This is a genomic window from Streptomyces sp. NBC_00289 (genome assembly GCF_041435115.1).
GTDB lineage: Bacteria > Actinomycetota > Actinomycetes > Streptomycetales > Streptomycetaceae > Streptomyces.
Genome location: NZ_CP108046.1, coordinates 5,095,704 through 5,112,686 on the forward strand (window position 1 = coordinate 5,095,704; position 16,983 = coordinate 5,112,686).

Genomic DNA, 16,983 nt, shown 5'->3' on the forward strand with positions numbered 1-16,983 from the left:
ACCTGTAACGCTTCCGCGACGCTTCTTTCGCGTACGGTCACGGATCGGGCACCGAGCTTGACGTGTCAGTGCCCTCCGGCAGACTTGGCCGGGAATCACCCTTTCGATCAACGATCAGTGACGGCGTCTGAGGGCTACGGGGGACACGGGACATGAGCCAGGACGGCGCACAGGGCCGGTATGCGGGGCGGGCACTCGCCGGTGGCCGCTATCAGCTGCGCGACTTGCTCGGCGAGGGCGGTATGGCCTCGGTGCACCTCGCGTACGACGCCGTGCTCGACCGGCAGGTCGCGGTCAAGACGCTGCACACCGAGCTGGGCCGCGAGCAGGCCTTCCGCGAGCGCTTCCGCCGCGAGGCCCAGGCCGTGGCCAAGCTCACCCACACCAACATCGTCTCGGTCTTCGACACCGGCGAGGACGACCTCGGCGGCGCGACCATGCCGTACATCGTCATGGAGTACGTCGAGGGCCGTCCGCTCGGCTCGGTGCTCGACGAGGACGTACGGCGGCACGGCGCGATGCCCGCCGACAAGGCGCTGAAGATCACCGCCGACGTGCTCGCCGCGCTGGAGATCAGCCACGAGATGGGCCTGGTCCACCGGGACATCAAGCCGGGCAACGTGATGATGACCAAGCGCGGGGTCGTCAAGGTGATGGACTTCGGCATCGCCCGCGCCATGCAGTCCGGCGTCACCTCCATGACGCAGACCGGCATGGTCGTCGGCACCCCGCAGTACCTGTCGCCGGAGCAGGCGCTGGGCCGGGGCGTGGACGCCCGCTCCGACCTCTACTCGGTCGGCATCATGCTGTTCCAGCTGGTCACCGGGCGGTTGCCGTTCGACGCGGACTCACCGCTGGCCATCGCGTACGCGCATGTGCAGGAGGAGCCGGTCGCGCCCTCCTCGGTCAACCGTTCGCTGCCGCCGGCGGTGGACGCCCTGGTCGCCCGCGCCCTCAAGAAGAACCCCAACGAGCGGTTCCCGAGCGCCGAGTCCATGCGCGACGAGTGCCTGCGGGTGGCCGCGTCCCTCCAGCCGGCCGCGCCGAACATCGTGCCGGGCACCCCCACCCCGAGCGGCGCCGGTGTCGGCTCCGCCGTCTTCCCGCCGGTCGACCAGACGGTCCCGGCCCCGCCGGGCAACGTGCAGACGCCGTACCAGCCGATGAACCCGTACGGCACCCCGGCGCCCTCGACGCCGGCCCCGGCGTACGGCTATCCCCAGCAGGGGGCCTACCAGACGCCCGGCCCCGGCTCCTACGCGCCGCATCAGCAGGCCGGATCGACCCCGCCGCCGTACAACCTGACGCCCCAGCCCGTCACGACCGCCTCACCCGCCGGCGGCAAGAGCAACAAGCCGGTGGTCATCGGCTCGATCGTCGTGTCCCTGGTCGCGGTCGGCGGACTGATCGCCGCCCTGATGCTCAACGGCGGTGACGGCGGCGACGACAACGCGGGCGGTGGCGGCAGCACCAGCGCCGGCGCGTCCACGTCGGCGTCGGCGGTGTCCGGTCACCGCGGGCCGGACCTGGACAGGACGATCGACAAGACCGAGTGCACCGAGCCGCAGGAGTCGTACAACGACCCCGACAAGGTGAAGATGCCGGACTTCGGGTTCAAGAACTGGACCTCGGTCCTCGCCTGCCTCCAGGCCGCCGGGTGGAACTACGACAAGCATCCGGTGGACGAGAACACGTACGGCGAGGACACCGTCATGCGCCAGTCCCCGCAGGCGGGCACGGACTTCGACCCGGACAACCCGCCGGAGATCCAGTTCGACATCTCCACGGGGGATCCGGCCTGAGGGCGGTGACCGTCGACGAGGTCGACGGGAGTCGATGAGAAGGGCCCGGCAGCGTCAACTGCCGGGCCGCCTGTTGTTCCGGTCGGGTCGATCGGGTCGGTCGGTGAGCGGTCCTTGGTGAGCGGTCCGCTCCCGGGTCGGGTGAGTCGGTGACGTCCCGCGGTGTACCCGGCCTACAGGTACGGGCCACCCGAGCGGCCACCCGTCCGCGGGTCGTCGCCCCCCTCGTGAGCGACGCCGGGCGGCAGGGCGCGGCGCATCTGCTCCAGCTGGGCACGCGCGGCCATCTGCTGGGCGAACAGGGTGGTCTGGATCCCGTGGAAGAGCCCCTCCAGCCAGCCGACCAACTGGGCCTGCGCGATACGCAGTTCCGCGTCACTCGGCGTCGCGTCGTGCGTGAACGGCAGTGACAGCCGCTCCAGCTCCTCGACGAGCTCGGGAGCCAGACCGTCCTCCAGCTCCTTCACCGAGCTGGAATGGATCTCCTTGAGCCGGACTCTGCTCGCCTCGTCCAGAGGAGCCGCGCGCACCTCCTCCAGGAGCTGCTTGATCATGCTGCCGATCCTCATGACCTTCGCGGGCTGTTCCACCATCTCCGTCACCGGGACCTCGCGGGAGTCCTCGTCTCCGGTGCCGCCGAGCGCCATACCGTCCTGGCCCACGACCAGGATCTGAGGGTTCTCCGGCGACCTTTCGTTCCTCGGCATCTCCATGCCGCCATTCTCTCGCACCCGTACACCCCATCAGCGTGGTGCCCCCCTCGAAGCGTGATCCACCGCATGTGGCCGCATCGACCTGTCAGCGGAACCCGGAATGCCGGAACAGTCCGCCGATGTGAGGCTTGTCCCGTGACTTCATGGCTGCGGAAACCCGAGAGGCCGCGCGGACCGCACACCTGGCGGTTGCCGGGGCTTCGCTCGACAGGACTGCTGATCGTGCTGGCGGCGGGCGTCGTCGTCGTACCCGTCTACGGGAGCGCGCTGTCGTACGGTGCCGACTCGCCGTACCGTGCCGAGCAGTCGTACGCGGCCGGCTCCTCGTACGACGACGAGTCCTCGCACCGCGCCGGTGCCGGTTCCGGTGCCCGGTCCTCGCGTCGTACCGCGTCGTCGGACGGCGCCACGTTCCCGCACCGGCCCGGTTCATGGCCTGCCGCCGGTCCGTCAGCCACGTCCTCCCATGCCGTGTCCCGCGCAACCTCACCCTCGCCTTCCGAGTCGGCGTCCGCCGGCGAACCGACGCGGGCCGGGAGCCGGGCGGGCGAGGGACGGCAACGGCCCGGGCGGCCGGAGGAGCCGGTGCCGACCGGCGAGGGGAACGAGGACGAGGACGTCCTGGGCGCGGACGAGGGCGACGCCGCCGAGGACGCGGAGACGGCGGACACCGACGCGGACGACGACGCCACCGCCGAGGCCGAGCCGTCACGGCAGACCGCCGAGGTGCCCGCCGCGTCCCCGACCGAGGCCGTACGGCAGAACGCGGCGCAGACCGGGCGCTCCACCGAGTCCACGCTCCCGATCCTCCCCCTGGGCAGCGGGCTGATCCTGGTCGGACTCGGCCTCGGACTCGCCTTCCTCGGTCTGCGCCTGCGCCGCGGATAGGAGCTGTGGCTTGCGGTCGGGGCCTGTGGCCGGGGCCGGTGGCGTGTGGCTGGGGCCGGTGGCGTGTGGCTCGCGCCGGTGGCCTGTGACTCGCGCCTGTGGCCTGCGCTTATGGCCTACGACCTGTGGCCTGCGGCCGGAGCCCGGGCCCGCGACCTGTGGCCTGCGGCCGGAGCCCGGGCCCGCGACCTGTGGCCTGCGGCCGGAGCCCGGGCCCGCGACCTGTGGCCTGCGGCTTGCGGCTTGCGGCTTGCGGCCGGAGCCCAGGCCCGTGGCCTGCGGCTTGCGGCCGGAACCCAGGCCCGCGCCCTGTGGCCGGCAGGCCGTGTCCGGCCCCGCCGCCTCTAGGGCTTCACCAGCAGGACCTTGCCGATGTGCCCGCTCTCCTCCACGACCCGGTGTGCCTCGGCCGCGTCGCTCATCGGGATCTCCCGGTCGACGACCGGACGTACGTGGCCGGCCTCGATCAGCGGCCAGACGTGCTCCCGTACGGCCGCCACGATGGCCGCCTTCTCGCCGAGCGGGCGGGCTCGCAGCGAGGTCGCGCTGACCGCGGCCCGCTTGCCCAGCAGCGTGGCGATGTTCAGCTCGGCCTTGGCACCGCCCTGCATGCCGATGATGGCGAGCCGGCCGTTGACGGCGAGCGTCTGGACGTTGCGGTCCAGGTACTTCGCGCCCATGTTGTCGAGAATGACGTCGGCGCCCGCCCCGTCCGTGGCCTTTTTGACCTCGGCGACGAAGTCCTGTTCCCGGTAGTTGACGAGGATCTCGGCGCCCAGCTCGGCGCAGCGGTCCAGCTTCTCCCGCGCCCCCGCCGTCACGGCGATCCTGGCGCCGACCGCCTTCGCGAGCTGGATCGCCATCGTGCCGATGCCGCTGGATCCGCCGTGCACGAGCAGCGTCTCGGCCGGACGGAGGTGCGCGATCATGAAAACGTTGGACCACACCGTGCAGGTCACCTCGGGCAGCGCCGCGGCCTGCCGGAGGTCGACGCCCTTGGGCACGGGCAGCAACTGGCCGGCCGGGACGACGACCTTCTCGGCGTAGCCGCCGCCGGAGAGCAGGGCGCACACCTCGTCGCCGACCGACCAGCCGGAGACGCCGGGGCCGAGCGCGGCGATCCGCCCGGAGCACTCGAGGCCAGGATAGGGAGACGCGCCGGGCGGGGGGTCGTAGAAGCCCTGCCGCTGGAGGATGTCGGCCCGGTTCACGGCGCCGGCCACCACCTCGACCAGCACCTCGCCCTCGCCGGGCACGGGGTCCGGGACCTCCGCCCACACCAGCGCCTCGGGTCCGCCAGGTTCGGGAATCGTGATCGCATACATGAAGGGGACGCTACTCCTCGGTCCCGGCCGGACCCCGTCCCCGCCCGGCCGAGTCGCGGGCCTCGCCGGGACCACGCCCGCGCCGGGGCCGTCCCGTGCCGCAGTCGCCGGAAATCCATGCGCGCGACCGATGAGTTCGCGCGACGGCAAAAGTCTCCCCATACGTCACCCATGTACGCGGAAGGACTCCCACCATGAGCCAGCACACGCCCGGCCTGGCCATCGAGACCGCCGGCCTGGTGAAGACGTTCGGCGAGACGCGGGCCGTGGACGGCGTCGACCTGGCCGTGCCCACCGGCACGGTCTACGGCGTCCTCGGGCCGAACGGCGCGGGCAAGACCACCACCGTGAAGATGCTCGCCACGCTGCTGCGGCCCGACGGCGGTGAGGCTCATGTCTTCGGTCATGACGCCGTGCGCGAGGCGGACGAGGTCCGCGGCCGGGTCAGCCTCACCGGCCAGTACGCGTCCGTCGACGAGGACCTCACCGGCACCGAGAACCTCGTTCTGCTGGCCCGGCTCCTGGGCCACGGCAAGAAGCCCGCGCGGGAGCGGTCGGGGCAGCTCCTGGAGGCGTTCGGACTCACGGACGCTGCCGGAAAGCAGGTCAAGAACTACTCGGGCGGCATGCGGCGCCGTATCGACATCGCCGCGTCCATCCTCAACACCCCCGATCTTCTCTTCCTCGACGAGCCGACGACGGGGCTCGACCCGCGCAGCCGCAACCAGGTCTGGGACATCGTGCGCGCGGTGGTCGCCCAGGGCACGACCGTCCTGCTGACCACGCAGTACCTCGACGAGGCCGATCAACTGGCCTCACGCATCGCCGTCATCGACCGCGGCAAGGTGATCGCGGAGGGGACCAAGGGCGAGCTGAAGGCCTCCGTCGGCGCCGGGACCGTACACCTGCGGCTGCGGGACGCGGAGCAACGCCCCCTGGCGGCCGAGGTGCTGCGTCGGACCCTTGACGCGCAGGTGCAGCCGGAGCCCGACCCGGTCGCCCTCACGGCCCGCGTCGGTACGGCGGCGAGTGACACGGCCGCCGAACAGGCCGCCCGGGCCCTCGGCGAACTCGTCCGCGCCGGGATCACCGTCGACAACTTCTCACTGGGCCAGCCGAGCCTGGACGAGGTCTTCCTCGCCCTGACCGGCCATGACACCCAGACCCCGGACGGCCCCAAGGGCTCCGGCGCCGGCGACGGCACCGGGGCCTCCGACGACTCGGCGGGCTCCACGGCCTCCACGAACTCGAAGGACGAGGTGACGGCATGAGTACCGTGACGACCACGGACGCCAGGGAACTCGCCCCCGTCAGCGCCGAATCGCTGGCCGCGCTGCTGGTGACCGGGCCGCGGCCGCCACGGCCGAGCGCCCTGTCGGCGTCGCTGACCTTCGGCTGGCGGGCGATCCTCAAGATCAAGCACGTACCGGAGCAGCTCTTCGACGTCACCGCGTTCCCGATCATGATGGTGCTGATGTACACGTACCTGTTCGGGGGTGCCCTGGCCGGCTCCCCGCGCGAGTACATCCAGTTCCTGTTGCCGGGAATCCTCGTGATGTCGGTCGTGATGATCACGATGTACACCGGCGTCTCGGTCAACGCGGACATCGAGAAGGGCGTCTTCGACCGGTTCCGCAGCCTGCCCATCTGGCGGCCGTCGACCATGGTCGGCTATCTGCTCGGCGACGCCCTGCGCTATGCGATCGCGTCCGTCGTGATGCTCACCGTCGGCATCGTCCTCGGCTACCGGCCGGACGGCGGGGTCCTCGGCGTGCTCGCCGGCATCGCGCTGCTGATCGTCTTCTCGTTCGCGTTCTCGTGGATCTGGACGATGTTCGGGCTGCTGCTGCGCACCGAGAAGTCGGTGATGGGCGTCAGCATGATGGTGATCTTCCCCCTCACCTTCCTGTCCAACGTCTTCGTCGACCCGAAGACCATGCCGGGCTGGCTCCAGGCGTTCGTCAACAACAGCCCGATCACCCACCTCTCGTCAGCGGTCCGCGGGTTGATGGCCGGTGACTGGCCGGTCGACGAACTCGCCTGGTCGCTGGGGTGGACGGCCCTGTTCGTGCTGGTCTTCGGGCCGGTCACGATGCGGCTGTACAACCGCAAGTAGGCGTCAGTCCCGCAGTCAGTCCTTGCGTAGCGGGCGGACGTCGGGCGCGATCTGCGAGCCCGGCGACGCCCGCACGATCGTGATGAGCCGGTCCGTCAACTGCAGCGTCCCGATGGCCGGATCGTCGTAACCGAGCACCCGGTGTCCGCGTACGACGCTCACCACCAGGTCCTCAGTCTCCCGCGGCTTCCTGCCCACCTCGGCCTTTATGACCGGCCGTTCGACGATGTCCAGCCCGCTGCCCTGCTGGATGAGGTCCTCCATCACCATGCCGGCCGCGGGGCTGAGCACGGACAGACCGAGCAGCCGTCCGGCCGCGCTGGCGCTGGTGATGACCGCGTCGGCGCCCGACTGCTTCAGCAGCGGGGCATTCTCCTCCTCGCGCACCGCGGCCACGATCTTCGCGCCGCGGTTGAGCTGCCGGGCCGTCAGCGTCACGAGGACCGCGGTGTCGTCGCGCTGGGTCGCGATGATGATCTGCCGCGCCCGGTGCGCCTCGGCCCGCTTGAGAACCTCGCTGCGCGTAGCGTCCCCGACCACGCCCGCATAGCCTTCGGCGGACGCCAGGTCGATCGCCTTGGCGCTGGGATCGACCACCACGACCTGCTCGTTCTTCAGGCCCGTCGCACAGACGGTCTGGATCGCGGAGCGCCCTTTCGTGCCGAAGCCGACGACGACGGTGTGGTCGCGCAAGGTGGACCTCCAGCGGTTGAGCCGCCATTCCTCCCGGGTGCGTTCCGTGAGGACCTCAAGGGTGGTGCCGACGAGAACGATCAGGAACAGCACCCGCAGGGGCGTGATGACGAAGATGTTGGTCAGCCGGGCAGCATCGCTGACCGGAGTGACGTCGCCGTATCCGGTCGTCGAAAGGGTGACCGTCGCGTAGTAGAAGGCGTCGAGGAGATCGACCGAGCCGTCCGAGCTGTCCTTGTACCCGTCATGGTCCGCATAGACGATCAGCGCGGTCGCGACCAGCAGGATCAGCGCCAGGGACAGCCGCTTGGCGACCTGCCCGAACGGGTGCTCCACCACTTTCCTTGGCAGTTTCACCCGATGGGTCACGATATGTTCGTCCGCTTCGCGGGCGATCGCGTCCTGGCCCGAAAGTTTCACGTGAAACACACCCCGATGCCCGCGGCGGCCCAGGGCAGGTCGAGGAGTTCGGTCTCCTGCCCGGCCCGCGCCCCGCCCGGTGGTACGACGGCAAGGGCATCGGCCGCGGCGATGCCACGAAGCATGGCCGGACCGTTGTAGTGCAGCGGTGCGGCCCGGTCGCCGCGCAGTACGACGGGGATGAGCCGGGTGTCGTACGGATGCCCGTGCACCGCGTCCTGGAGGGGCAGGGTGTACGGCTCCGGGGCGGGGCGTGCCGCGAGCGCCCGCAGCAGTGGCTCCGCCAGGGTGAGCAGCCCGGAGACCGCCGCCAAGGGGTTGCCGGGCAGGCCGACGAGGTGCTGGTCCTCCTTGGTGCGGGCCAGCAGCATGGGGTGCCCGGGGCGCACCTTGACGCCGTCCACGAGGAGTTCGGCGCCGATGCGACTCAGGGTGGGGTGGACATGGTCGACGGGGCCGGAGGCGGTACCGCCGGTGGTGACGATCAGGTCGGCCCGGGATGACGTGATCGCCTTGTGCAGCGCCTTGGCGTCGTCGCCGAGCCGCCGGACGGCGGTGACCTCGGCGCCGAGCGCGCGCAGCCAGGGGGGCAGCAGCGGGCCGAGGGCGTCCCGGATCAGACCGTCGTGCGGCAGGCCCTCGGTGAGCAGCTCGTCGCCGAGGATGAGGACGTCGACCCGGGGGCGGGGGATCGCGGTGAGGGTGTCGTATCCGGCGGCGGCGGCCAGACCCAGCACGGCCGGCGTCACGAGGGCGCCGACGGGAAGCAGCACGTCGCCGCTGCGGCACTCCTGTCCGCGCGGGCGGATGTCCTGGCCGTGCTCGAGTTCGCGGGTCGCGTGCAGCCGGCCCCTCTCGTCGGCGCGGCCGTGTTCGCTGCGGAGCACGGCGGTGGTGTCGAGGGGGATACGGGCACCGGTGGCGATGCGGACGGCCTCGCCGTCGGTCAGGGGCGCCGGCTCGGCGTGTCCGGCCAGGACGCCCTCGTCGCGTACGTCCCAGGGTCCGGGGCCGGCCACCGCCCAGCCGTCCATCGCGGAGGTGTCGAAGGAGGGCAGGTCGGTGAGCGCGGTCAGGGGAGCGGCCAGGGTGAGCCCGAGGGCTCCGTCGAGGGCCACGGAGACGGGGGCGCGGTGGGTGCCACGGGTGCCGGAACGGGCGGCGGCACGTGCGGCGACGGCTCGGGCCTGGGGCCAGGGGGTGGCCTTGTGGGCGTGTTCCTGGTCCTGGGCAGCTGTGAGGTGGCTGTCCCGCTGGTGGGAGGCGCGCGAGGCACCGCGGGGGCCGCCTTGCGGCGCGGACGTGGGCGCGGGCACGTGGTCACCGGGTGTGCGGCCGTTGTCGGCGGCGGCACGGCCGTTGTCTTCCTTCACGAGGGCGAGCGCCTCCTCGACATCGAGGTCGTCGGCTTCGAGACTCCCCGCGTTCCCGTCGGCCCGGGTGCCGCGGGCGGTCATCCGGCATCCGGGCCGGCGTCGGGCGTCGCCTCGGGCGTGGCGTCGGGGGCCGCGTCGGCTTTGGCCTCGGTGGCCTCGTCCGCCCAGCGAAGGGCGAGGGCCGCGGCCCTGCGGGACGCCTCGGCCACCGCCTCCGGCCCTCCTCCGGCCCGCGCGGCCGCGTAGCCGACGAGGAAGGTGGTCAGCGGGGCCGCGGGCCTCGCCACACCGTGGGCGGCGTCGCGGGCCAGATCGAGCAACACGCCGGTGTCGACGTCGAGATCGATGCCCAGCTCGTCCTTGACTGCGGAAATCCATTCATCCAACACGTGCCCATGCTCCCTGATGCGTGCCCTGGCAGTGGCGATGTCGTCCCAGGTGTCGCAGTCGAAGGACGCGACGGGGTCCTGGACGCGGGTGAGGTCGAGCCTCGCGGTCAGCCGGCGCAGGGGCAGCCCGCTGAGGCCGTCGCCCGCGGTGGAGCCGCCGGTGGAGCCGCTGGGCGCGGTACCGGCGAGCGCGGCCAGCTCCCGGCGCAGCGCGTGTGTGCGGTAGACGGCCACGAGGGGCTGGTCGCGGCCGTCGGCATCGGTGAGCAGCACGCCCTCGGCGCCGCTCGCCCGAAGCGCGGCCAGCAGGCGTCGTACGGTCGGTTCGGCGAGGAACGGAAGGTCGGCGGAGACCACGACGACCTGCTCCGCCGTGGTGTGCCGCAGCCCCGCGGCGAGCGCGGCCAGCGGGCCGCCGCCGGGCGGGTCCTCGCGGGCCCAGGTCACCGGGCGCGCGGTCGGCCGGGGATCGGCGACGACGGTGGTGGTCCGTGCCCCGGCGCAGGCGGCCAGGACACGGTCGAGCAGTGCGCGACCGCCCACGCGCACACCGGGCTTGTCCGCGCCGCCGAGCCGCCGGGCGGCACCACCTGCGAGCACGACGGCATCGTGCACCTCGGTGTCCGGTGCGTCGGCGCCCGGCACCTCGAGGCCCGGCGCCTCGGTTGCGTGGTTGCCGGGAGCGTCGGTGCCGGGAGCGTCGGTGCCGAGGGCGTCGGGGAGCTCGTACGCGGTCACCCCCCGAGTATGCGTCCCGGCCTGATCACAGGGAACGTGCGGGCGCCGCCGTGATCACAGGGTGCGCAGCAGCACCGCCGGCTGTTCCACGCAGTCCGCCACGTACCGCAGGAAACCGCCCGCCGTACCGCCGTCGCACACCCGGTGGTCGAAGGTGAGCGAGAGCTGGACGACCTGCCGGACCGCCAGCTCACCCTCGTGCACCCATGGCTTGGGAACTATCCGGCCGACGCCGAGCATGGCCGCCTCCGGGTGGTTGATGATCGGCGTGGAACCGTCGACCCCGAACACGCCGTAGTTGTTCAACGTGAAGGTGCCGCCGGTGAGTTCCGCCGGCGTCAGCTTCCCCGCCCGGGCCGCCTCGGTCAGCCGGACGAACTCCGCGCCGAGCGACTCGGCGTGCCGGGCGTGCGCGTCCCTGACGACGGGGACGACGAGCCCCCGCTCCGTCTGTGCGGCGAACCCGAGATGCACGGCGTCGAACCGGACGACCTCCCGGGCCTCCATGTCGACCGTCGAGTTGAGCTCGGGGAAACGGTTGAGGGCGGCGGTGCAGACGCGGGCCAGCAGGGCGATGAGGGGGATCTTCGGTCCGCCCGCCGCGTTCATCGCGGTGCGTGCCCGCATGAGTTCCGTGGCGTCGGCGTCGACCCAGCAGGTCGCGTCCGGGATCTCACGGCGGCTGCGGGAGAGCTTGTCGGCGACGGCACCACGGACACCCTTGAGGGGGATACGAGTGGCGTTGCCGGAGCCGGAGCTCGTGTGGCCGCCGCTACCGACACCGGCACCGGGGCCGCCGAGGGCGGCTGCGGCCGGTGCGGGCTGCCCGGACGCGTGGGGTGCGGCCGACGGCTCGGCCACGGGCGCGTGGGATGTGGCGGAGGTGAGGGGGGTCGTGGAGGGCTCCGCCGACCGGCCTCGCCCGGCGGCCGCGCGGAGCGCGTGCTCCACATCCGCCCGCAGGATCAGGCCGTCGGGCCCGGAGCCCGTCAGTTCCCTCAGGTCCAGGCCGTTCTCACGCGCGAGCCTGCGCACCAGGGGTGAGATCACCGGCACGGGCCCCGGCGAAGTCGTGTGGACTGCCGCCCCGGGGACACCGGTCGCCGTGGCGTCGGCCACCGGGCCACCCGTCGCGGAGACCCTCGTCTCGGACGGGCCGGCGTTTCCGTTCGCCGCCCACGACGACGCGGGTGCGGAGGGTGCCGCGGGTGCCGTCGGCTCCGGACGGACCCGGCGCCTGCGCGCGGGTGCCTCGGAGGTGCCGTATCCCACCAGCACGTTGCCCGAGCCCCCGGCCGGGCCGTCGGCGGCCGGTGCGCCCACCGCCACGGTGATCAGCGGTGCCCCGACGGGCAGTTCCGTGCCCTCCTCGCCGAAGCGGGCGGTGACGACACCGCCGTAGGGGCAGGGCACCTCGACCATCGCCTTGGCCGTCTCGACCTCGACGACCGGCTGGTCCACGGCGACGAGGTCGCCGACCTCGACCAGCCAGCGGACGATTTCGGCCTCGGTGAGTCCCTCTCCGAGGTCCGGCAGCCTGAACTCCAGGCTGTGCATGTCGGAAGCGTGCGCCATCAGCTCTCGGCCTCCCACTGCAGACGCCCCACCGCGTCCAGGATGCGGTCCACACCGGGCAGGTGGTGACGCTCCAGCATCGGCGGCGGGTAGGGAATGTCGAACCCGGCCACTCGCAGCACCGGCGCCTCCAGGTGATGGAAGCAGCGCTCGGTGACACGGGCCACGATCTCCCCGCCCGGGCCGCCGAACCCGCCCGACTCGTGCACCACGACCGCGCGCCCGGTCCGCCGGACGGAAGCGCAGACCGTCTCGTCGTCGAACGGCACCAGGGAGCGCAGGTCGACGACTTCGAGGTCCCAGCCCTCCTCCCGCGCCGCCTCGGCGGCTTCGAGGCAGACGGGCACGGACGGCCCGTACGTGATGAGCGTGGCGCTCCGGCCCGGGCGACGCACCACCGCGCGGCCTATCGGTTCAACGGCCTGCGGCTCCTCGGGGTTCCAGGAGTCCTTCGACCAGTACAGGCGCTTGGGCTCCAGGAAGACGACCGGGTCGTCGGAGGCGATGGCGGCGCGCAGCAGCCCGTAGGCGTCGGCGACGGTGGCAGGTGTGACGACATGGAGGCCCGGAGCCGCCATGTAGTACGCCTCGGACGAGTCGCTGTGGTGCTCGACCCCGCCGATGCCGCCGCCGTAGGGCACGCGGATGGTGAGCGGCAGGGGCATCGCCCCACGCGTGCGGTTGCGCATCCGGGACACGTGCGAGATCAGCTGCTCGAACGCCGGGTAGGCGAAGGCGTCGAACTGCATCTCCACGACCGGCCTGAGCCCGTACATCGCCATGCCGACGGCCGTGCCGAGGATGCCGGCCTCGGCCAGCGGGGTGTCCGTGCAGCGGTCCTCGCCGAACTCCTTCACGAGCCCGTCGGTGACCCGGAAGACACCGCCGAGGGCGCCGACGTCCTCGCCCATGACGTGCACGGTCGGGTCGGCGGCCATCGCGTCGCGCATCGCGCGCGTGAGGGCCTGCGCCATGGTGGCCGGCTTGAGGGCGACGGTGGTCATCAGCGCGCCCCTTCCTGTTCCGCCTCGAGCTCCGCGCGCAGCTGGGCCTGCTGCTCGCGGAGTTGGGGTGTGGGCTCGGCGTACACGTGGGCGAACAGGTCCATGGGGTCGAGGACCGGGTCCTGGTTCATGCGTTCGCGCAGGTCGGCGGCCATGGTCTCGGCGGCGTCGCGGGCGGCGCGGAGGCCGTCCTCGTCGATGAGGCCGCGTTCGGTCAGCTCGTGCTCCAGCAGGGCGATCGGGTCGTGCTCACGCCATGCGGCCACCTCGCTGTCACCGCGGTAGCGCGTCGCGTCGTCGGCGTTGGTGTGGGCGTCGACGCGGTACGTGATGGCCTCGACCAGGGTGGGGCCGCCTCCCGCGCGCGCGTGCCGTACGGCGTCGGCGAGCACCTCGTGCACGGCGGCCGCGTCGTTGCCGTCGACCAGGCGGCCGGGCATGCCGTAACCGACGGCCTTGTGGGCCAGGGACGGGGCCGCGGTCTGCTTGGCGAGCGGGACGGAGATCGCGAAGCCGTTGTTCTGGACCAGGAAGACGACCGGGGCCTGCCAGACGGCGGCGAAGTTCAGTGCCTCGTGGAAGTCGCCCTCACTGGTGCCGCCGTCGCCGACCATGGCCAGCGCGACCACGTCGTCGCCCTTGAGGCGGGCGGCGTGGGCGAGGCCGACGGCGTGCGGGAGCTGCGTGGCGAGGGGGGTGCAGAGCGGGGCGACACGGTGTTCGCGCGGGTCGTAGCCGGTGTGCCAGTCGCCGCGCAGAAGGGTGAGCGCCTGGACGGGGTCGAGGCCGCGGGCGACGGCGGCGAGCGTGTCGCGGTAGCTGGGGAACAGCCAGTCGCGTTCCTCCAGGACGAGCGCGGCGGCGACCTCACAGGCCTCCTGGCCGGTGCTGGAGGGGTACACCGCGAGCCTGCCCTGCTTGGTGAGGGCTGTCGCCTGGGTGTTGTACCGGCGGCCGCGCACCAGCTCGGCGTGCAGCCGGCGCAGCAGGGCCGGATCGGCCGTGGCCGCCGCCTCCGTGCCGAGGACGCGGTACGGCTCCGCGTCGGGCAGCAGCGGCGCGGGGTCGGTGCGGGGCTGCCAGGCGGGCGGCGGCGCGGGCCGGTAAGCGCCCCGCTGCTCCATGACCGTCATGACGGCACCTCCTCGTGGGAGCGGCTTCAGACGCGTCACGGTTGTGATGCGCCTCACCTACCGATTGTTCGGTCGTCGGCACATTTTGGCTACGGGCACCTCCAGGCTGTGGACAAACGGTTCTCCACAACCTCAGATAGACGCAGTACGTCCATGGTAGGGAGGCGGGGGGACATGGCACCTGAACAAATGGCCGAAGGTGCGGACAGCGGCACCGCGCCGCCACCCCCGCGACCGCTGGACGCCATCGACCAGGACATCCTGCAGATGCTCCAGGCGGACGGCCGCGCGTCGATACGGTCGGTCGCCGAACGGGTGCACGTCTCGCGCGCCAACGCCTACGCACGCATCAACCGCCTCGTCGAGGACGGGGTGATCCGCGGCTTCGGTGCCCGCGTCGACCACGAGCGCGCGGGTCACGGCACGTCGGCGTACATCACCCTGAAGATCGTCCAGAACTCCTGGCGCACCGTCCGCGAGCAGCTCAGACAGCTGCCGGGCGCCTCCCACATCGCGCTGGTCGGCGGTGACTTCGACGTGCTGCTCCTGGTGCACACGCCCGACAACAGGGCGCTGCGCGAACTGGTCCTCACCCGTCTCCAGGCGATGCCCGAGGTGCTGAGCACGCGCACGCTGCTGGTCTTCGAGGAGGAGGACCTGGAGCCGCAGGGCTGAGGGGCCGGCGGCCGTCAGGACTGTCGGCGCAGTCCGGAGAACACCAGCCGGGCCACCGCGTCGGCCACTTCGCGTTCGGCCGCGCCCCTCGTGTCGGGCCGGTACCACTCGACGATCGAGTTGATCATCCCGAAGACGAGCCGGGTGGCGAGTCGCACCTCCACGTCACCGCGCACGTCCCCGTCGGCGGCGGCCGCCCGCAGCAGCGCGGCGACCCGGTGGTCGAAGTCGCGGCGCCGCTCCAGCGCCCACCGTTCGGTGTCCGTGTTGCCGCGCACCCGCAGCAGCAGTGTCACGTACGGCAGTTCCGCCATCAGCACCTCGACCATGCGCCGTACGACGTATTCCAGGCGCTCGACGGCACGGCCCTCGCGCGCGTGCTCCTCGTCGAGGATCCCGAAGAGCCCGTCGAGGGCCCGGCTCACTGCGCGGCGCAGCAGTTCCTCCTTGCCCGCCACGTGGTGGTAGATCGAGGACTTGGAGATGCCGGCCGCCTTGGAGAGGTGCTCCATGGAGGTGCCGTCGTAGCCGCGCTCGATGAAGACCTGCACGGCGACGGACAGGAGCGTCTCCGGGGTGTACGTGTCGCGCTTGGCGGTGGTCATGAGCTGCTGCCTTCCCGCTTGTCGCTGGCGTACCGGTGGCGGTAGAGGGCGAGGGACGGCGCGTAGCGGCCCGAGGGGTCGCGCAGGTGCAGGTCGTCCAGGAGGTCGTACGCCCATTCCTTGCCGAGCCTGCGGCTCCACTCGAAGGGACCGAGCGGGTAGTTCACGCCCTGGCGCATCGCGGTGTCGACGTCCTCCTCGGTGGCCACGCCCTTGGCGACGGCGTCGTGCGCCAGGTCGACGATCCGGGCGACCGTGCGGGCGACGATCATGCCCGGCACGTCACCGATGACGCTGACCTTCTTGCCGAGTGCCTGGAACAGGCCGACGGCCTCGGCGAGGGTCTGCGGGGCGGTGTCCTGGGAGGCGGACAGGGCGACACGGGTGGCCTTGCGGTAGTCGAGCGCCAGGTCGAAGTAGACGACGTCGCGGAACTCCACGGAGGTCTGGCCGTCGGCCAGCGCCAGCTGGCCGCCACTGGGCAGGACCAGCCGCGTGCCGTGGTCCTCGTCCTCCGCGCGCACCGGGATGCCCGCCTCGCCGATCAGCGCGAGGAGTTCGGAGGCGGGGCCGAGGTCGCCTTCGGCGACGACGTAGGCGGGCGGACGCGCGTCCTCCGCGGTGTGCGGCTCCGAACGCTCGGCGCCGTCCTGGTAGTCGTACCAGCCCTGTCCGGTCTTGCGGCCGAGCCGGCCCGACTCGACGAGACGCTGCTGGGCGAGCGACGGCGTGAACCGGACGTCCTGGAAGAAGGACCGCCACACGGAGTGCGTGACGGACTCGTTGACGTCCTGCCCGATGAGGTCGGTCAGCTCGAAGGCTCCCATCCGAAAGCCGCCGGACTCGCGCAGCACCGCGTCGATGGTGGCCGGATCGGCGCCCTGGGCCTCGTACACCGCGAAGGCCTCGGCGTAGAAGGGCCGCGCGATGCGGTTGACGATGAAGCCGGGGGTGTCGGCGCAGGCGACGGGAGTCTTGCCCCAGGCGCGGGCCATCTCGTACGCGCGCGTGGCCGAGGTGACGTCGGTGGCGAACCCGGAGACCACCTCGACGAGCGGCAGCAGCGGAGCGGGGTTGAAGAAGTGCAGGCCCACGAGGCGGCCGGGGTTGCGCAGGGCGCCGCCGATCGCCGTCACCGACAGGGAGGAGGTGTTGGTGGCGAGCAGGCAGTCCTCGTCGACGACGTCCTCGACCGCCCTGAACAGCTCCTGCTTGACGTCCAGCCGCTCCAGTACGGCTTCGACGACCAGTGCGCAGTCGGCGAGGTCGGCGAGGTGGTGGGCGGGCAGCAGCCGGGCACGTGCGGCGTCCCGGTCCGAGGCGGCGAGCCGCTCCTTCTCGACGAGCCGGTCGAGACGGGCGCCGATCGCCGCGGCCGCTTCCTCGGCCCGCCCGGGGACGGTGTCGTACAGCCGTACCCGATGGCCCGCGACCAGCGCCACCTGGGCGATGCCCTGGCCCATGGTGCCGGTACCGACGACGGCCACGGGGCTGCTGAGGTCGAGTCCTGTCATGTGCGCGATCCTCCCGC

16 protein-coding genes are annotated in these 16,983 nt (G+C 72.2%); 5 read left to right on the forward strand and 11 right to left on the reverse strand.

Annotation, left to right across the window (positions count from 1 at the left end; all coding sequences use genetic code 11):
- Window positions 1-152: 152 nt before the first annotated feature.
- Window positions 153-1,802: a protein kinase gene (locus OG985_RS23075; RefSeq protein ID WP_371670237.1), complete on the forward strand. Its 1,650-nt coding sequence runs from the start codon at window positions 153-155 to the stop codon at window positions 1,800-1,802.
- Between the two features lie 173 nt (window positions 1,803-1,975).
- Here the strand turns inward: OG985_RS23075 and OG985_RS23080 are convergent, their stop codons facing one another.
- Window positions 1,976-2,515, reverse strand: coding sequence for a bacterial proteasome activator family protein (locus OG985_RS23080; RefSeq protein WP_371670238.1), 540 nt, complete (start codon window positions 2,513-2,515; stop codon window positions 1,976-1,978).
- Window positions 2,516-2,650: 135 nt separating this feature from the next.
- Here OG985_RS23080 and OG985_RS23085 point away from each other — a divergent pair, with 135 nt between their 5' ends.
- The gene (locus tag OG985_RS23085) at window positions 2,651-3,403 is read left to right on the forward strand and encodes a hypothetical protein (protein WP_371670239.1); all 753 of its coding nucleotides are present in this window, start codon (window positions 2,651-2,653) and stop codon (window positions 3,401-3,403) included.
- A gap of 109 nt (window positions 3,404-3,512) precedes the next feature.
- Here OG985_RS23085 and OG985_RS23090 read toward each other — a convergent pair whose 3' ends face one another.
- Together OG985_RS23090 and OG985_RS23095 are read right to left on the reverse strand one after the other, a co-directional pair.
- The gene (locus OG985_RS23090) at window positions 3,513-3,725 is read right to left on the reverse strand and encodes a DUF1720 domain-containing protein (protein WP_371674468.1); all 213 of its coding nucleotides are present in this window, start codon (window positions 3,723-3,725) and stop codon (window positions 3,513-3,515) included.
- 22 nt (window positions 3,726-3,747) lie between these two features.
- On the reverse strand, window positions 3,748-4,728 hold the full coding sequence (locus OG985_RS23095) for an NAD(P)H-quinone oxidoreductase (protein WP_371670240.1): 981 nt from the start codon (window positions 4,726-4,728) through the stop codon (window positions 3,748-3,750).
- 194 nt (window positions 4,729-4,922) lie between these two features.
- Here OG985_RS23095 and OG985_RS23100 point away from each other — a divergent pair, with 194 nt between their 5' ends.
- Together OG985_RS23100 and OG985_RS23105 are read left to right on the forward strand one after the other, a co-directional pair.
- On the forward strand, window positions 4,923-5,999 hold the full coding sequence (locus tag OG985_RS23100) for an ATP-binding cassette domain-containing protein (RefSeq protein ID WP_371670241.1): 1,077 nt from the start codon (window positions 4,923-4,925) through the stop codon (window positions 5,997-5,999).
- Complete coding sequence (locus OG985_RS23105; RefSeq protein ID WP_371670242.1) at window positions 5,996-6,844, forward strand: ABC transporter permease; 849 nt, start codon at window positions 5,996-5,998, stop codon at window positions 6,842-6,844. The genes OG985_RS23100 and OG985_RS23105 overlap by 4 nt, the downstream gene beginning before the upstream one ends.
- 15 nt (window positions 6,845-6,859) lie before the next feature.
- Here OG985_RS23105 and OG985_RS23110 read toward each other — a convergent pair whose 3' ends face one another.
- The 6 genes from OG985_RS23110 to pdhA form a co-directional block, all read right to left on the reverse strand.
- The gene (locus OG985_RS23110; protein WP_371670243.1) at window positions 6,860-7,957 is read right to left on the reverse strand and encodes a TrkA family potassium uptake protein; all 1,098 of its coding nucleotides are present in this window, start codon (window positions 7,955-7,957) and stop codon (window positions 6,860-6,862) included.
- The gene (locus tag OG985_RS23115; RefSeq protein ID WP_371670244.1) at window positions 7,954-9,414 is read right to left on the reverse strand and encodes a molybdopterin molybdotransferase MoeA; all 1,461 of its coding nucleotides are present in this window, start codon (window positions 9,412-9,414) and stop codon (window positions 7,954-7,956) included. The genes OG985_RS23110 and OG985_RS23115 overlap by 4 nt, the downstream gene beginning before the upstream one ends.
- Entirely contained in the window at window positions 9,411-10,337 is a 927-nt protein-coding gene (locus OG985_RS23120; RefSeq protein WP_371674469.1) for an NTP transferase domain-containing protein, read from the reverse strand. Before OG985_RS23120 ends, OG985_RS23115 begins: the two co-directional genes overlap by 4 nt.
- 177 nt (window positions 10,338-10,514) lie before the next feature.
- Window positions 10,515-12,035: a dihydrolipoamide acetyltransferase family protein gene (locus OG985_RS23125; RefSeq protein ID WP_371670245.1), complete on the reverse strand. Its 1,521-nt coding sequence runs from the start codon at window positions 12,033-12,035 to the stop codon at window positions 10,515-10,517.
- Window positions 12,035-13,039: an alpha-ketoacid dehydrogenase subunit beta gene (locus tag OG985_RS23130; RefSeq protein WP_371670246.1), complete on the reverse strand. Its 1,005-nt coding sequence runs from the start codon at window positions 13,037-13,039 to the stop codon at window positions 12,035-12,037. Before OG985_RS23130 ends, OG985_RS23125 begins: the two co-directional genes overlap by 1 nt.
- Entirely contained in the window at window positions 13,039-14,172 is a 1,134-nt protein-coding gene (pdhA, locus tag OG985_RS23135) for a pyruvate dehydrogenase (acetyl-transferring) E1 component subunit alpha (RefSeq protein ID WP_371670247.1), read from the reverse strand. The genes OG985_RS23130 and pdhA overlap by 1 nt, the downstream gene beginning before the upstream one ends.
- Before the next feature lie 174 nt (window positions 14,173-14,346).
- On the opposite strand from pdhA, the gene OG985_RS23140 reads away from it, so the two are divergent.
- Window positions 14,347-14,847, forward strand: a complete 501-nt coding sequence (locus OG985_RS23140; RefSeq protein ID WP_371670248.1) for an Lrp/AsnC family transcriptional regulator — start codon at window positions 14,347-14,349, stop codon at window positions 14,845-14,847.
- Window positions 14,848-14,861: 14 nt separating this feature from the next.
- Here OG985_RS23140 and OG985_RS23145 read toward each other — a convergent pair whose 3' ends face one another.
- Together OG985_RS23145 and OG985_RS23150 are read right to left on the reverse strand one after the other, a co-directional pair.
- Entirely contained in the window at window positions 14,862-15,452 is a 591-nt protein-coding gene (locus tag OG985_RS23145; RefSeq protein WP_371670249.1) for a TetR/AcrR family transcriptional regulator, read from the reverse strand.
- Entirely contained in the window at window positions 15,449-16,966 is a 1,518-nt protein-coding gene (locus OG985_RS23150) for a 3-hydroxyacyl-CoA dehydrogenase (protein ID WP_371670250.1), read from the reverse strand. Before OG985_RS23150 ends, OG985_RS23145 begins: the two co-directional genes overlap by 4 nt.
- Window positions 16,967-16,983 lie beyond the last annotated feature (17 nt).

Bases quoted from the DNA above. Each gene is read 5' to 3' on its own strand.
- OG985_RS23075 (WP_371670237.1), top strand. From the start codon at position 153: ATGAGCCAGGACGGCGCACAGGGCCGGTATGCGGGGCGGGCACTCGCC.
- OG985_RS23080 (WP_371670238.1), bottom strand. From the start codon at position 2,515: ATGGAGATGCCGAGGAACGAAAGGTCGCCGGAGAACCCTCAGATCCTG.
- OG985_RS23095 (WP_371670240.1), bottom strand. From the start codon at position 4,728: ATGTATGCGATCACGATTCCCGAACCTGGCGGACCCGAGGCGCTGGTG.
- OG985_RS23100 (WP_371670241.1), top strand. From the start codon at position 4,923: ATGAGCCAGCACACGCCCGGCCTGGCCATCGAGACCGCCGGCCTGGTG.
- OG985_RS23105 (WP_371670242.1), top strand. From the start codon at position 5,996: ATGAGTACCGTGACGACCACGGACGCCAGGGAACTCGCCCCCGTCAGC.
- OG985_RS23115 (WP_371670244.1), bottom strand. From the start codon at position 9,414: ATGACCGCCCGCGGCACCCGGGCCGACGGGAACGCGGGGAGTCTCGAA.
- OG985_RS23125 (WP_371670245.1), bottom strand. From the start codon at position 12,035: ATGGCGCACGCTTCCGACATGCACAGCCTGGAGTTCAGGCTGCCGGAC.
- OG985_RS23130 (WP_371670246.1), bottom strand. From the start codon at position 13,039: ATGACCACCGTCGCCCTCAAGCCGGCCACCATGGCGCAGGCCCTCACG.
- pdhA (WP_371670247.1), bottom strand. From the start codon at position 14,172: ATGACGGTCATGGAGCAGCGGGGCGCTTACCGGCCCGCGCCGCCGCCC.
- OG985_RS23140 (WP_371670248.1), top strand. From the start codon at position 14,347: ATGGCACCTGAACAAATGGCCGAAGGTGCGGACAGCGGCACCGCGCCG.
- OG985_RS23145 (WP_371670249.1), bottom strand. From the start codon at position 15,452: ATGACCACCGCCAAGCGCGACACGTACACCCCGGAGACGCTCCTGTCC.
- OG985_RS23150 (WP_371670250.1), bottom strand. From the start codon at position 16,966: ATGACAGGACTCGACCTCAGCAGCCCCGTGGCCGTCGTCGGTACCGGC.